The organism is Streptomyces sp. NPDC014995, assembly GCF_043080745.1.
In the GTDB taxonomy this organism is placed as follows: Bacteria; Actinomycetota; Actinomycetes; order Streptomycetales; family Streptomycetaceae; genus Streptomyces.
In genome coordinates, this window is sequence record NZ_JBIBVX010000008.1 from 157,723 (window position 1) to 171,259 (window position 13,537).

The 13,537-nt window shown below is 74.5% G+C and carries 13 protein-coding genes; 7 read left to right on the top strand and 6 right to left on the bottom strand.

Going from position 1 to position 13,537, the window contains the following annotated elements; all coding sequences use genetic code 11:
* Positions 1 to 155: 155 nt before the first annotated feature.
* Positions 156 to 1,694, bottom strand: a complete 1,539-nt coding sequence (locus ACF1A1_RS18170) for a hypothetical protein (RefSeq protein ID WP_392000907.1) — start codon at positions 1,692 to 1,694, stop codon at positions 156 to 158.
* A gap of 169 nt (positions 1,695 to 1,863) precedes the next feature.
* Complete coding sequence (locus ACF1A1_RS18175) at positions 1,864 to 2,115, bottom strand: helix-turn-helix domain-containing protein (RefSeq protein ID WP_392000909.1); 252 nt, start codon at positions 2,113 to 2,115, stop codon at positions 1,864 to 1,866.
* Between the two features lie 32 nt (positions 2,116 to 2,147).
* Here ACF1A1_RS18175 and map point away from each other — a divergent pair, with 32 nt between their 5' ends.
* Together map and ACF1A1_RS18185 are read left to right on the top strand one after the other, a co-directional pair.
* Positions 2,148 to 2,942, top strand: coding sequence for a type I methionyl aminopeptidase (map, locus tag ACF1A1_RS18180; RefSeq protein ID WP_392000911.1), 795 nt, complete (start codon positions 2,148 to 2,150; stop codon positions 2,940 to 2,942).
* A gap of 181 nt (positions 2,943 to 3,123) precedes the next feature.
* On the top strand, positions 3,124 to 5,673 hold the full coding sequence (locus ACF1A1_RS18185; RefSeq protein ID WP_392000912.1) for an ATP-dependent Clp protease ATP-binding subunit: 2,550 nt from the start codon (positions 3,124 to 3,126) through the stop codon (positions 5,671 to 5,673).
* On the opposite strand, the gene ggt is transcribed toward ACF1A1_RS18185, so the two are convergent.
* A complete protein-coding gene (ggt, locus tag ACF1A1_RS18190; RefSeq protein ID WP_392000913.1) occupies positions 5,668 to 7,467 on the bottom strand; it encodes a gamma-glutamyltransferase in 1,800 nt (599 codons plus the stop codon). The two genes, ACF1A1_RS18185 and ggt, sit on opposite strands and share 6 nt — an antisense overlap.
* A gap of 153 nt (positions 7,468 to 7,620) precedes the next feature.
* Here ggt and ACF1A1_RS18195 point away from each other — a divergent pair, with 153 nt between their 5' ends.
* A complete protein-coding gene (locus ACF1A1_RS18195) occupies positions 7,621 to 8,382 on the top strand; it encodes a hypothetical protein (protein WP_392000914.1) in 762 nt (253 codons plus the stop codon).
* Positions 8,383 to 8,803: 421 nt separating this feature from the next.
* Here the strand turns inward: ACF1A1_RS18195 and ACF1A1_RS18200 are convergent, their stop codons facing one another.
* Positions 8,804 to 9,244, bottom strand: a complete 441-nt coding sequence (locus ACF1A1_RS18200) for a DUF6278 family protein (RefSeq protein ID WP_392000915.1) — start codon at positions 9,242 to 9,244, stop codon at positions 8,804 to 8,806.
* Positions 9,245 to 9,709: 465 nt separating this feature from the next.
* Between ACF1A1_RS18200 and ACF1A1_RS18205 the strand changes: the two genes are divergently transcribed.
* The 3 genes from ACF1A1_RS18205 (at position 9,710) to ACF1A1_RS18215 (ending at position 10,972) form a co-directional block, all read left to right on the top strand.
* Complete coding sequence (locus ACF1A1_RS18205; protein WP_392000916.1) at positions 9,710 to 9,868, top strand: hypothetical protein; 159 nt, start codon at positions 9,710 to 9,712, stop codon at positions 9,866 to 9,868.
* 250 nt (positions 9,869 to 10,118) lie between these two features.
* The gene (locus ACF1A1_RS18210) at positions 10,119 to 10,256 is read left to right on the top strand and encodes a hypothetical protein (protein ID WP_392000918.1); all 138 of its coding nucleotides are present in this window, start codon (positions 10,119 to 10,121) and stop codon (positions 10,254 to 10,256) included.
* A gap of 5 nt (positions 10,257 to 10,261) precedes the next feature.
* The gene (locus ACF1A1_RS18215; RefSeq protein ID WP_392000919.1) at positions 10,262 to 10,972 is read left to right on the top strand and encodes a hypothetical protein; all 711 of its coding nucleotides are present in this window, start codon (positions 10,262 to 10,264) and stop codon (positions 10,970 to 10,972) included.
* Here the strand turns inward: ACF1A1_RS18215 and ACF1A1_RS18220 are convergent.
* A complete protein-coding gene (locus ACF1A1_RS18220) occupies positions 10,949 to 11,422 on the bottom strand; it encodes a hypothetical protein (RefSeq protein WP_392000920.1) in 474 nt (157 codons plus the stop codon). The two genes, ACF1A1_RS18215 and ACF1A1_RS18220, sit on opposite strands and share 24 nt — an antisense overlap.
* 1 nt (position 11,423) lies before the next feature.
* Between ACF1A1_RS18220 and ACF1A1_RS18225 the strand changes: the two genes are divergently transcribed.
* The gene (locus ACF1A1_RS18225) at positions 11,424 to 13,073 is read left to right on the top strand and encodes an FAD-dependent oxidoreductase (protein ID WP_392000922.1); all 1,650 of its coding nucleotides are present in this window, start codon (positions 11,424 to 11,426) and stop codon (positions 13,071 to 13,073) included.
* Between the two features lie 224 nt (positions 13,074 to 13,297).
* On the opposite strand, the gene ACF1A1_RS18230 is transcribed toward ACF1A1_RS18225, so the two are convergent.
* Positions 13,298 to 13,531 carry an acyl-CoA carboxylase epsilon subunit gene (locus ACF1A1_RS18230; RefSeq protein ID WP_392000924.1) on the bottom strand — a complete coding sequence of 78 codons (234 nt, stop codon included), beginning with the start codon at positions 13,529 to 13,531 and terminating at the stop codon, positions 13,298 to 13,300.
* Positions 13,532 to 13,537: the final 6 nt, after the last annotated feature.

A 13,537-nucleotide genomic window follows, 5' to 3' on the forward strand; every position in this document is an offset into this window, starting at 1 on the left:
AGCCTCTACGCCTGTAGACGACGGCCGTAGAGGGACGAACGTAAGCCTCCGGGACGGGCTTGCCAAGACCATCGTCGTCAACCCGCGGAGTCGATCGCGTTTCACACTCCAGTGGGTGAGTCGCGGGCGTACGGGCGTACCCGGCGGCGTACGGCTCAGCCGGTGAGGCCGGCGACCCGCAGGGCGTGCGCCAGGTCCCGGTGGCGCTCGTCCGACACTCCCCGGGCGGCCTCCAGCAGCAGCGGGGCGAGGGTCCGCGGGTCAGTCGCGGCGCTGCGGGCCGCCTCCTCGGGGGCGCGGGCCCGTACGTAGGCGTCGAGCAGCGCCCGGACCTCGCGGTGGCGGCCCTGCGCCACCAGCGCGCGGACGGCCTCCCCGATCTCGTCGGCCGGCCGCACGACGCCCTGTCGCAGGATCTGCTCCCCGTCGGCCGTGCGCCCCGCCTCGGCCAGCGCGTCCGCGGTGGGGACGAGCCGGTCGGCGGGCAGCGAGGCGGCCTCCCAGAGCAGGGTGGTCCAGTCGGCGGTGAGCCCCGCGCGCTGGAGTTCGGCGGCGAGCAGCGGGAGGCGGGCGGCGGGCAGGTACGCGAGTTCCGCGAGCAGCGCGTGCGCCTCGCCGCTGCGCCCCTCGCCGCGCAGCCGCACCAGTCGCGCCACCGCCTCGGCGGTCTCCTGCCGCGCGGCCCCGTCCGACGGTTCGGCCCGCTGCTGCGGCCGTGCCTCCACGGCGTCGGCGACCCCCGCGAAGCGGGCACCGCGCAGGGTGCGGCGCGTGGTGGGCGCGGCCGCGGGCGGCACGGGCTGGGCGGCGGGCGGTACGACGACGGGGGCGGCGGTCTCCTCCTCGGTCATGCCGGCGAAGCGGGCGCCGCCCCGACGGCGTTTGCGCTGTTTGGGGGCGGGGGCGCCGGGGGCCGGCTCGGGTGCGGGGCCGGTGTGCGGTGCGGCGGCGGGTCCGGTGGGGGTGTCCGGCTCCGGGGAGTACCCGCCTCGGGGGCCGGGTTCCGGGGTGTACGCGGGTCGGGGGCGTCGCGGCGCGTACGGGGACCGGGGGCCGGTGTCGGCGGGGGCGGCGACGTCGTCGTACGGGGCCGTCGGGACGTCGTCGTACACGGACGCCGTGGCGCTCGCGTGGGCGCCGTCGGCCCGCCGGATCGCCTGGGTCTCCCGCACCTGTCCGCTTCCCGCCCGCCGGTCCGACTCCGCTATGCGGTAGCGGAGTTCGGCGCACCGGGCGGTGGCCCGCTCGTGGTCGTCGTGGGCCCAGGCGAGGTCGACGCGGAGGGCGTCGGCCTCCTCCCGGGAGGTCGCGGCGGCGAGCAGCCGGCCCAGTTCGGCCTGGCGCTCGAGGGCGTAGCGCTGTTCGCGGAGCATCACGTCGAGGCGGTCCCCGAGGGCGTCGCGGCCACCGGGCCGGTCGTCGTGGGCGACGAGGGCGGCGAGGTGCAGGGGCCGGACCCGTTCCGCCTCCCGGGCGGCGACCGGGGTGCCGTACTCGGCGGCGAAGTCCTGGAGCAGTGCCTCCACCACGTCCCAGGGCGGCACCTCACGCCCGTCGAGGCAGGCCTGCATACCGTCCGGGTCGCGCTGCCAGAACACCGCGCACCAGCCGGAGCCCTGGTCGAGGCGCGCCAGAAGACCGTCCAGGTAGTTCGCGAACTCCCGCACCTGGGCCGGGAGTTGATCCAGAGTCATCGCCCAACTCCCGCCCGACCGGAACACTCCGGTTCGTAGAAAACACCAGTCGTGTTACAGCGGGGCTACGGGGACTTTTCAAAGGGGACGCGACGGGCTCATCACGCGATCTTCCGCACTGAGCGCCGGGCCCCCGGCTCCGCCACCCCCGGCGCCCCGCACCCCGCACCTACACACCGGCCGGCGCGCACCGCCCCGCCAGTTCATCCATGGACAGCTCGAGGGCCCGGGCGAGGGCGGCGACCGTGAAGAAGGCGGGGGTCGGGGCCCGGCCGGTCTCGATCTTGCGGAGGGTCTCGGCGGAGATGCCCGCGCTCGCCGCGACCTCGGTCATGCTCCGGCCGCCACGGGCCTCGCGGAGCAGTCTGCCGAGCCGCTCGCCGCGTTCGCGTTCTTCGGGGGTCAACGGGGTGCGCACCATGCCGTCATTCTAATACCGGTATAGTAATTGGCATGGTGGAACTGAAGACGGACACATCGATCGACGCCATGTACGAGGCCGGCCAGGTGGTCGCCCGGGCCCTCACGGCCGTCCGGGACGCCGCCGACGTGGGGGTTTCCCTGCTGGAGCTGGACGAGCTGGCGCACGGCGTCCTGCGCGCGGCGGGCGCGACCTCGCCCTTCCTCGGCTACCGCCCCTCCTTCGCCCCGACCGCCTTCCCGGCGGTGATCTGCGCGTCCGTGAACGACGCGATCGTGCACGGCATCCCCACCCGCTACCGGCTGCGCGACGGCGACCTGGTCTCGATCGACTGCGGCGCGCAGCTGGACGGCTGGGTCGGCGACTCCGCGATCAGCTTCACCGTGGGCAGGCCGCGCCCGGCGGACCTCCGCCTGATCGAGACCGCCGAGCGCGCCCTCGCGGCCGGTATCGAGGCGGCCGTCGTGGGCAACCGCGTCGGCGACATCGCCCACGCCGTCGGCACGGTCTGCCGGGCGGCCGGCTACGGCATCCCGGAGGGCTTCGGCGGCCACGGCGTGGGCCGCCGCATGCACGAGGACCCCGGGGTCCCCAACGAGGGCCGCCCCGGCCGGGGTCTCCCCCTGCGCCACGGCATGGTCCTGGCGATCGAGCCGATGCTGATCGCCGGCGGCGGGGACGACTACCACGCCGCCCCCGACGGCTGGACCCTCAGGACGAACGACGGCTCCCGGGCGGCCCACGCGGAACACACGGTGGCGATCACGGACAGCGGACCGCGGATCCTGACGGAGAGGCGTGGGGGCGACGGGTCTCGGGGACGCTGAGGACCGCGCGAGCAACCACCCACCACCCGCACCCCCGAATGAACACAAAACCACCACAACATGCCGCTCCCCCACGAACGTGACAAGGTGGTCACGGTGCCCGCACCCACCTCCCAGGTGTAGCGCCGCACGGCATGGGCACCCGTCCGCACCGGCAGTGCAGTCGATGGAACGGAACGCCATGACCAGCGGCTTCACCAGCCCGGAGGGTTACAACGACCCCTTCGGTGAATTCCTGGCCCGCTTCTTCGGCGGGCCCCGCCCCGGCCCCCGCCAGATCAACATCGGCCAGCTCCTCAGCCAGCCGGCCCGGGACCTGGTGCGCGGCGCGGCCCAGTACGCCGCCGAGCACGGCAGCCGTGACCTGGACACCGAGCACCTGCTGCGCGCGGCCCTCGCGGCGGAGCCGACCCGCAGTCTGCTCAGCCGGGCCGGCGCGGACCCCGACTCCCTCGCGACGGAGATCGACGAGCGCTCGGGCCCGGCCCAGCACCCGCCGGGCGAGGCGCCGCCGCCCACCTCGCTGTCCCTCACGCCGGCCGCCAAGCGGGCCCTGCTGGACGCCCACGAGCTGGCCCGTTCGCGGGGCGCCGGCTACATCGGCCCGGAGCACGTGCTGAGCGCCCTCGCGGCGAACCCGGACTCCGCGGCGGGCCACATCCTCAACGCGGCCCGTTTCGCGCCCGCGGGCGGCCCGGCCGAAGCCCCGGACGCCACGCACACGCAGGCGCGCCCGGAGCGGCCCTGGCCCGCCGCCACGCCCACGCTGGACAAGTACGGCCGCGATCTGACCGCCCTGGCCGGCCAGGGCCGGATCGACCCGGTGATCGGCCGCGACGACGAGATCGAGCAGACCATCGAGGTGCTCTCCCGGCGCGGCAAGAACAACCCGGTACTGATCGGTGACGCGGGCGTCGGCAAGACCGCCATCGTGGAGGGGCTCGCGCAGCGCATCGCGGACGGCGACGTCCCGGACATCCTCTCCGGGCGGCGGGTCGTCGCGCTGGACCTGACCGGCGTGGTGGCCGGCACCCGCTACCGGGGCGACTTCGAGGAACGCCTGAACAACATCGTCGACGAGATCCGCACGAACTCCGACCGGCTGATCGTCTTCATCGACGAGCTGCACACCGTCGTCGGCGCCGGCGGAGGCGGCGAGGGCGGGTCGATGGACGCGGGCAACATCCTCAAGCCGCCACTGGCCCGCGGCGAGCTGCACATCGTGGGCGCGACGACGCTGGAGGAGTTCCGGCGGATCGAGAAGGACGCGGCGCTGGCGCGCCGGTTCCAGCCGATCCTGGTGCCCGAGCCGTCCGTCGCGGACGCGCTCGAGATCCTGCGCGGGCTGCGCGACCGCTACGAGGCCCACCACCAGGTCCGCTACACCGACGAGGCGCTGGTGGCGGCCGTGGAGCTGTCCGACCGGTATCTCACCGACCGGCGGCTGCCGGACAAGGCCATCGACCTGATCGACCAGGCCGGCGCCCGGGTGCGCCTCGGCGCCCGCACCAAGGGCACGGACGTACGGGCCATGGAGCGCGAGGTCGAGCAGCTCGCCCGCGACAAGGACCAGGCGGTCGCGGACGAGCAGTACGAGCAGGCCACCCAGCTGCGGGACCGCATCGTCGAGCTGAGGGAACGGATCGCGGCCGCGGCGGGCGGCGACGAGGCCGACGAGGGACAGCATCTGGAGGTCACCGCCGAGGCCATCGCGGAGGTGGTGTCCCGGCAGACCGGCATCCCCGTCGCGAGCCTCACCCAGGAGGAGAAGGACCGGCTGCTCGGCCTGGAGGAGCATCTGCACGAGCGGGTCGTCGGCCAGGACGAGGCCGTGCGGGTCGTCGCGGACGCGGTGCTGCGCTCCCGCGCCGGACTGGCGAGCCCCGACCGGCCGATCGGCAGCTTCCTCTTCCTCGGCCCGACCGGCGTCGGCAAGACGGAACTGGCCCGGGCGCTCGCCGAGGCGCTGTTCGGCAGCGAGGAGCGGATGGTCCGCCTCGACATGAGCGAGTACCAGGAGCGGCACACCGTCAGCCGCCTGATCGGCGCCCCGCCCGGTTACGTCGGCCACGAGGAGGCCGGCCAGCTCACCGAGGTGGTGCGCCGGCACCCGTACTCGCTGCTCCTGCTCGACGAGGTGGAGAAGGCGCACCCGGACGTCTTCAACATCCTGCTCCAGGTGCTCGACGACGGGCGGCTGACCGACGCGCAGGGCCGCACGGTCGACTTCACCAACACGGTCATCGTGATGACCAGCAACCTGGGCTCGGAGGCGATCACCCGGCGCGGTGCCGGCATCGGCTTCGGTCCGGGCGGGGCCGAGGCCGACGAGGAGGCGCGGCGCGAGCAGATCCTGCGGCCGCTGCGCGAGCACTTCCGGCCGGAGTTCCTCAACCGCATCGACGAGATCGTCGTCTTCCGCCAGCTCACCGGTGAGCAACTGCGGCAGATCACCGACCTGTTGCTGGAGAAGACCCGCCGCCTGGTGCACTCCCAGGGCATCGCGGTCGAGTTCACCGGCGCGGCCGTCGACTGGCTCGCCGAGCGCGGCTACGAGCCCGAGTACGGCGCCCGTCCGCTGCGCCGCACCATCCAGCGCGAGGTCGACAACCGGATGTCGCGGCTCCTGCTCGACGGCCGGGTGAAGGAGGGCGACCGGGTGACGGTGGACGTGGAGGACGGGCGGCTCGCGTTCCGCACGCGGCCGCCCGTCCCCGCCCCCGAGCTATGAGGCCGGGTACACCACCTGCGCCGATCCGCCGCCCCGCCGTACGGTCTCGGCGGCCGCGAGCCACCTGCCGTCCGGCAGCCGCTGCACGCCGGTGGCCGCGCCGATCTCGGGGTTCAGCCTGAACGAGTGCCCGATGGCCTCGAGCCGCCGCGCCACCTCGCTGCCGTACAGGCCCGGTTCGAGTTCGGTCTGTGCGGCGTTGCGCTGGCTGGCGCGCGGCGCGGCGATGGCGTCGACGAGCGGCAGGCCCCGGTCGAGGAACTCGGTGAGGGTCTGGAGCACGGTGGTGATGATGGTCGCACCGCCGGGCGAACCGAGCGCCACCACCGGCTTGTCGTGCCGGTCGAGGACGATCGTCGGCGAGATCGACGACCGGGGCCGCTTGCCGGGGCCCGGCAGGTTCGGGTCGTGGACGGCCGGGTTGGCGGGGGCGAAGGAGAAGTCCGTCAGCTCGTTGTTGAGCAGGAAGCCGCGCCCGGGGACGGTGATGCCGCTGCCGCCGGTCTGCTCGATGGTGAGCGTGTAGGAGACGACGTTCCCCCACTTGTCGGCCACCGTCAGATGCGTGGTGTTCTCGCCCTCGTACGTCGTGGGCGCCGCCGTGCCGCCCGGGTCGCAGGCCGCCGGGTCGCGCGGGTCGCCGGGTGCCACCGGGCTGGTGAGCACCGCGTCGTCCTTGATCAGGCAGGCCCGCGAGTCGGCGTACTTCTGCGACAGCAGTTCCTTCGTCGGTACGTCCTCGAAGGCGGGGTCGCCGACCCAGCGCCCGCGGTCGGCGAACGCGATGCGGCTGGCCTCGATGAAGCGGTGCAGGTACTGCACCTCGCTCGCCTTCGAAAGGTCCGTGCGCTCCAGGATGTTGAGCGCCTCACCGACGGTGGTGCCGCCGGAGGAGGAGGGCGCGATGGAGTAGACGCCGAGGCCGCGGTACGACGTCCTGGTGGGCGCCTGGAGCTTGGCGCGGTAGGCCGCGAGGTCCTTCTCCGACAGCTTGCCGGGGCGGGCGTTCCAGCCCGAGGCCGGGTCCACGGGCGGGTCGTTGACCGTGTCGACGACGTCGTCGCCGATGGCCCCGCGGTAGAGCGCGCCGACGCCCTTCTTCCCCAGCTCCGCGTAGGTGCGGGCGAGATCCGGGTTCTTGAAGGTGGAGCCGACCACGGGGAGCCGGCCGCCGGGCAGGAACAGCTCGGCGGTGTCCGGGAAGTAGCGGAAGCGGGTCTCGTTCGCGGCGGTCTGGCTGCGGAAGGTGGCGTCGACGGTGAAGCCGTCGCGGGCGAGGCGCTCGGCGGGCTTGAGGACCGTGCCGAGCTTCCTGCTGCCCCACTTGTCGAGCGCCGTCGCCCAGGTGGCGGGCGTGCCAGGGGTGCCGACGCCGAGGCCGCTGCTGACGGCGTCGGCGAAGGCGAGGGGCTTGCCGTTCTCGAGGAAGAGGTCGGTGTCGGCGGTCAGCGGGGCGGTCTCGCGGCCGTCGATCGTCCGCACCGTACGGGACTTGGCGTCGTAGTAGACGAAGTAGCCGCCGCCGCCGATGCCGGAGGAGTAGGGCTCGGTGACGCCGAGGGCGGCGGCGGTGGCGACGGCCGCGTCGACCGCGTTGCCGCCCTTCCTCAGTACCTCGATGCCGGCCGCGGAGGCGTCCGCGTCGACGCTGGCGACGGCACCGCCGTGACCGACGGCGACGGGGACCTTCTCGACGGCCGTGCTCGCGGGGGCGGGTGGCGCCGCGGCCCCCACCGAGACCACGGCGGCCGATACCGCCAGGACCGACAGTTTCCGCGCGACAGGGCGACGCATCCATACCTCCAGTCCGGGACCGTCCGCGCAGCGTAACCACATCGCGAGGGCCCCGACAGCCCCCTTACGGGCACTGTCGTGCACTGTCATACGACTGCCACACGTCGAACACGGGTACGTCCCGGCCGTGTTCGACCGCTAGCATGCGCGCCCATGAACGACGACGTGCGCAACATCGTCCTGGGCGTGGTCGCGGCCGGTATCAGTGCCGCGCTCGGCTGGGTGACCCGCACCTATCTGTGGAAGCGCAGGCTGCGGCGCAAGCAGGCCTTCTTCGGCCTGCCGGAGAACTCGGAGTCCCTCCTCGTCGTCAACCGCGACCCGGCCACCGCGGAACCGGCGGTTCACCGCTTCGACGTGTTCGCGCTGCTGGAGTTGTCCGCGCTCATCAAGGAGTGCGGCGCCCGTATCCAGGTGGTCACGCAGGACGCGGTCCACCAGGGCTTCGGTGAGCGCACCGAGTTCTGCGTGGGCGGCCCGGGCTCCAACCGGCGTATGACGGCCCACATGGCGGCGATGCTGCCCGGAGTGCGCGTCAACGTCGATCCCGAACCGGGACCCGACCGGGGCGCGTTCCAGGTCGGTGGCGAGCGCTACCGCATGGACGCGGGCGTCACCGAGTACGTCCTGCTGGCCCGGCTCACGGTGGGCGAGCCCCGGCAGAGCCGGCCCGTGTTCCTGTTCTGCGGACAGCGCGCGATCACCAACCAGGCCGCCACCCGCTATCTCGCCCGCCACCACGAGCGGCTCTCCCGCAAGTACGGAAGCAACTCCTTCGTGCTGCTGCTGAAGGTCGTCAACTCGCAGGCGTACGGCCCCGACGTGGTGGAGCTGGTCGCCGACGTGACGCGGGCGGCCCAGGCGCCGCCGCCGGCGCAGGCGCCCGCCTCCCGGACCTCGCACCGCGCGTCCTGAGGCCACCGCGGCCGGACCGGCCGCCGGCACGGGCGACGCGCTCCGCCGCGAGCACAACCCGTCCGGCGCACGGCTGACCTTCTCCTCACCGGCGAACGACCCGTGGTACAGGTCCATTCCGCCGCGCGAGCAGTGATCTCCGGCCGCGGCCGGGCGGGTGGGGCTCTGCGAACTGCCGTCTCCACGACCCGGACGAACGGCACATCGTAGTCGACGTCCGCTCGGGGGTCATCGTGGGCGGGTTCCCGCCGGGGCCGCGGTCCCCTGCCAACACAGCGGCCGGGCAGCGCTCCTCGGGCATGAGCCGTACCTGAGCCGCGGGCCGGGGCACCGGTCGGAACGCAGGTCGGAACAGCTGGTCGGAACAGTTGGTCGGGACAGCGAGCCGGACACGGGTGGGGACGCGGGCCGAACCGGGGCTTCAGAACTCCGCGACCTCGGCGTACACCTGCGACAGCTCGGGGACTCCGCTGGCGGCCCAGGCCTGGCCGTCGGAGACGACGTCGATCTCGCGGCCCGAGGCCAGCCGGACCACCGGGCGGCCGTCGGACAGGATGCGCCAGGCGGCGCCGGGCACGGTGCGCACGACGACGGTGCCGAGATACAGACCCGCGTCGTTGCCCAGCCAGGGCAGCAGTTCCTCGTCGTCGCGCCAGCGCGGCACCAGTTGGTCGAGCGCCTCCAGCGAGGCGGCGGTGTCGTCGAGCGGGACCCCCTCCCGCTGCGCCAGGGAGCGCAGCAGCTCGCATTCCGCGAGGAGTTCGGCGTAGCCCGCCGGGCCGTCGCCTCCCTCGGGGAACACCGCGACACCGTCGGCGGAGCCACGCCTCTTGCGCCACTTGTCCAGGAAGGGGATCTCCATGGGTCCAGCCTGACATTCGTACCGCCGTGCGCACCACAGGCGCGCGGGCCGCGTACCGATCGCCGGCCCGGGCGCGCCGGAGCCTTGCCAAGGTTATTCACGGCCCGTAGAGTTCATCACGCAGTGAGTTCAACGCACGTTGACTTCAGTGGCCAGGAGGCCGGTGTGTGCCGGGAGTCGCCGACGGGGGCGTGCCGGGCCTCCTCCTGACGGGAGGTCGTGTGCTCCCGTACCCGGCAGGCGGCCGACGTCGGCCGGCACCAAGCAGCGCGCCGGCCGCTGCTGACGCGAGCGCCGGCGGCGCACCGTACGCCTGACGCTCACCCCGCGCGCGTCGCGCACGGCGCGGCCCGTCCGGTGACCACGGGCGGGCGCCCACCGGCTCCGCTCCCGACGACGTGAGTGGGCCCCCGCCCAGGCGGTGTGCAAGGCGCCGCCCCGCGATGAGACGAAAGGGAACACACCATGCCCGAGGAGAAGAAGGTCATCCGTATCCATCTGGAGCCGGGCCAGGACGGCGTGACCCTGAGTGCGGTCGGCGCCGCCTCGGCCACCGCCCCCGTGGAGACCCTGGTGGAAACCACCAGGATCACCGAGGCCACGGTCATCGAGGTCGAGGTCTGAGGCACGCGGGAGCCCCGCCGGGAGGCCGGCGCGTGACCCGCGGGTGTGCCGTTGCCGCCCGCGGACCCGCCCGCCCCGCACCCGGCTCCCGCCGTGCACGAGCTTCGCGGTCCGCTGAGGGACGGGCCGTGAAGGGGCCGCCGTACGCGACCGTCCCCCGTCCGCGTACGGCCGCCTCCCTCCCGGTCCGCCCCACGGCGGACCGGGAGGGCGCGATCGAGGAGAGATCCCGCAAGGAGACGAGGTCGCCATGAGCATCAGCGGCACCACCACCGCCGTGCGCCCCGGCACCGGACTCGCGCGACTGCTCCGGGAGAAGCCCGCGCCACGGATCGCGCTCTTCCACCGGCGCGTCGGCGACTTCGCCGGGGCCGTCCGCCGCAGGTGAACCGCGTGACCGTGCACCAGCGCCTCAAGTGGCGCACCGACCCGGGCGGTACGGCGTACCGCGCCCGGCGCTCCTTTCCGGCGGGCCCCGCGAACGCCACCGTGCTGCTCGCGGGGCCCGAAACCGTCTCCGTACTCGGCGGTGACGGCCGCGACGACCGGCTGCTCCGCGAGCTGACCCACCGTCTGGTCGGCACCGGTGCGCAGGTCCTGGAGTGCGACATGCCGGCCCGGGACGCCAACCGCCCGATGACCGAGGAGGACCAGCGGGCGCGGGCCGACCGGCTCGTCCAACTCCTCGAAGGGAACGGGCATCTCATGACGGTCCCGCTCACCCTGATCGGCTTCTCGCTCGGCGGACAGGCCCTGCTGCGGCTGCTCGCCGCCGGGACGCCCGTCCGGGCCGAGCGGGTGGTGCTGCTCGTGGGCACCGTCGTCGAGGAGGACACGTTCATCGCCTCCCGGGTGGGCTCCGTCGACCTGGTCTACGGCGCGGGCGACCTGCTCGGCTACGTCACCGAGGTGAGCGCGCCGCCCGCCGTCCTCGACCCGGGCGTGTACGCCGACTGGTCGGCCCGCCACCTCGTCGGGCCGCGCCCGCTCACGGTCCGCGTCCATGTGCTCGAAGGACTCGGACACACCCTGCACCCCTGCGGTCCCGGGCCGGCCCGGGACCCGCTCACGGCCCTCGCCTCACTGGCCGGCGCCGGCCGATGACCTGCCGCCCGGCGACGTCGACGAAGGCCCTTTCCATCCCGGGCACGCCGCCCGCGACGCCTCCGGTCCGCCGGTCGTCACGTTCGTCGTGGTCCGGCGGGGCGCGGCGGGGCGGCTGCCGCCCGGCGGGCTCGTGCGGACCCACTCGTCTTCGGCCCGCTGGTGCGGGGCCGACTCCTTTTCGGCCCACTCCTGTTCGGCCCGCTCGACTTCCGCCCGCTCGTGCGGGGCCCATTCCTCCTCGGCCCATTCCTCCTCGGCCCGGCCCTGCTCGGCCCAGCCCTGCTCAGCCCAGCCCTGCTGGGCCCGCTCGACCTCGACGGCCTCGTGCACGGCCCACTCCTGCTCGGCCCACTCCTGCTCGGCCCGCTCCTGCTCGGCCCCGCCCTGTTCGGCCCGCCGGACCGCCCGCGCCCGTCCCTGCCCTGCCCGACGTCCAAGGAGGAACACCGTGACCACCGCCCCCGACCATTCCGTCATCGTCGTCGGGGCCGGCCCCACCGGCCTCGCCCTGGCCTGCGAGCTGGCCGCCGCCGGAGTCTCGTGCACGGTGCTCGAACGCCGGCCGACCGCCTCCGCGCAGTCCCGCGCGATGGGGCTGTACAGCAGGACGATGGAGGTCCTCGACCTGCGCGGCCACGCCGACGCGCTGGCGGCGCGGGGCCGCCCGGTCGGCCGGCTGCGGCCCGCGCCCGGCGCGGTCGTCGACTTCACCGAGCTCGACACCCGCTTCCCCGCCCTGCACGTCATCCCGCAGAGCCGCACCGAGGAGGTCCTCCAGCGGCACGCCCTGGACCTCGGGGTGACCATCGAGCGGGACGCCGAGGTGGTCGGCCTGGAACAGGACGGCTCCGGCGTCACCCTCCACGTCCGCACCGGCGCCGGGGAGTGGGAGGAGAGCGCCGACTACGTCGTCGGCTGCGACGGCGCGCACAGCACGGTGCGCGAACTCGCCGGGATCTCCTTCCGCGGCCGTACATACGACATCGCGCCGGTCCTCGCCGACGTACGGCTGCGCAGGACACCGCCCGTCGACGACGTGCTGGTGCGGTCCGGGAACGGCGGGGTCGTGGTCACCGTGCCGTACGGGGGCGGCCTGTACCGGGTCGCGGTGGCGCGCCGGGACCGGCCGTGGACGCGGGACCCGGTGACCCTGGAGGAACTGAGCGAGCTGATGACGCTGTCGCTGGGCTTCGACCCCGAGCCGTACGATCCCGGCTGGCTGGCCCGGTTCAAGATCCACCAGCGGCTCGCCGACCACTACCGCGCCGGGCGGGTGCTGCTGGCCGGCGACGCGGCGCATCTGCACTCGCCGCTCGGCGGTCAGGGGCTGAACCTCGGCATCCAGGACGCCGTCAACCTGGGCTGGAAGCTCGCGGCGGAGGTGCAGGGCTGGGCACCGCCGGGGCTGCTCGACTCGTACCAGGCCGAGCGACGCCCCCAGGCCGAACGCGTCCTGCGCGCGACGGATCGCGCCACCCGGCTCGCGACGACCCCGTCCCCCGCGCTCACCGCCGTACGCCGTGTGGCCCTGGCGGGGCTGCTCGGCCGACGCCGGATCCGCCGCTTCGCGAGCGAGGCGCTCTCGGGGCTGCGTTCCGACTACGCGCGCCGCGGCGGGGGGCGTGCCCTCAGGGTGGGGCAGCGGGTGCCGGACCTGACGGTGCAGCGGCCGGGGGCGGCCCCGGTGCGCCTGTACGAACTGATGCGCGACGGACGCTTCCTGCTGCTGGACCTCTCCGCGGACGGCCGGGCCGCCCAGCTGACCGAGGCCTGGGGCTCCCGGGTCAGCCCGGTCCGCGTGGACGCCGTACCGCCCCGTCTGACGGGTCTGACTGCTCTGCTGATCCGCCCGGACGGTTACGCGGCGTGGACGGACGGCGCGGAGAATCCCGAGGGCCACGAGAACCGCGTACGGCAGGCGCTGCACCAGTGGTGCGGGGTGGAGGGGCCGGCGCCACGGCGCGAGGAGAGCGCGGCGCCCGGCGGGGACGGGGTGCCCGGCGACACGGCCGGGCGGGCCGGGGAGACGATGCGAGCCGAGGAGGCCGGGGGCGCCGAAGCCGGCGAGGTGACGTCGGCGGAGGCCGAACGCCCCTGAAGGGGACAGGGGTTGCGGAACGGTCTGCCGGGGGCCCGTCCGAATGGCGGGCCCCCTGGTCGTGGAACGGTTCGTCTCCGTCCGTTCGCGGGTTCGGGGCGGGGTGGCGTCCGTACGGCGGCACGGTCCTCGACGAGCAGGAGGCCGAGGCCGCGTCTCGCGGGATCCCCGGCCTCCTGGCCGAACGCGCGCCGAGACCGCCGCGGCCCCGGGGACCGGGCCGCTCAGTCGCGCCAGCTGAGCGGCGAGCGGTACGCGGTGCGGGCACCGGGGCGCTCCCACAGCGGTACGACCGTCACCGGCCGCGGCTGCGGCTGCTGCTCCCCCTGCGTCGCCGTGGCCGCAGCGGCCCGGGACAGCAGCACGGCGGTCAGGGCGGCGAGTTGCTCCGCGGGGAGTTCTCCGCCCCGGACGACCCGGACCAGCGGACGCTCCTCGACGGCTGCACGGGCGGACATATGACG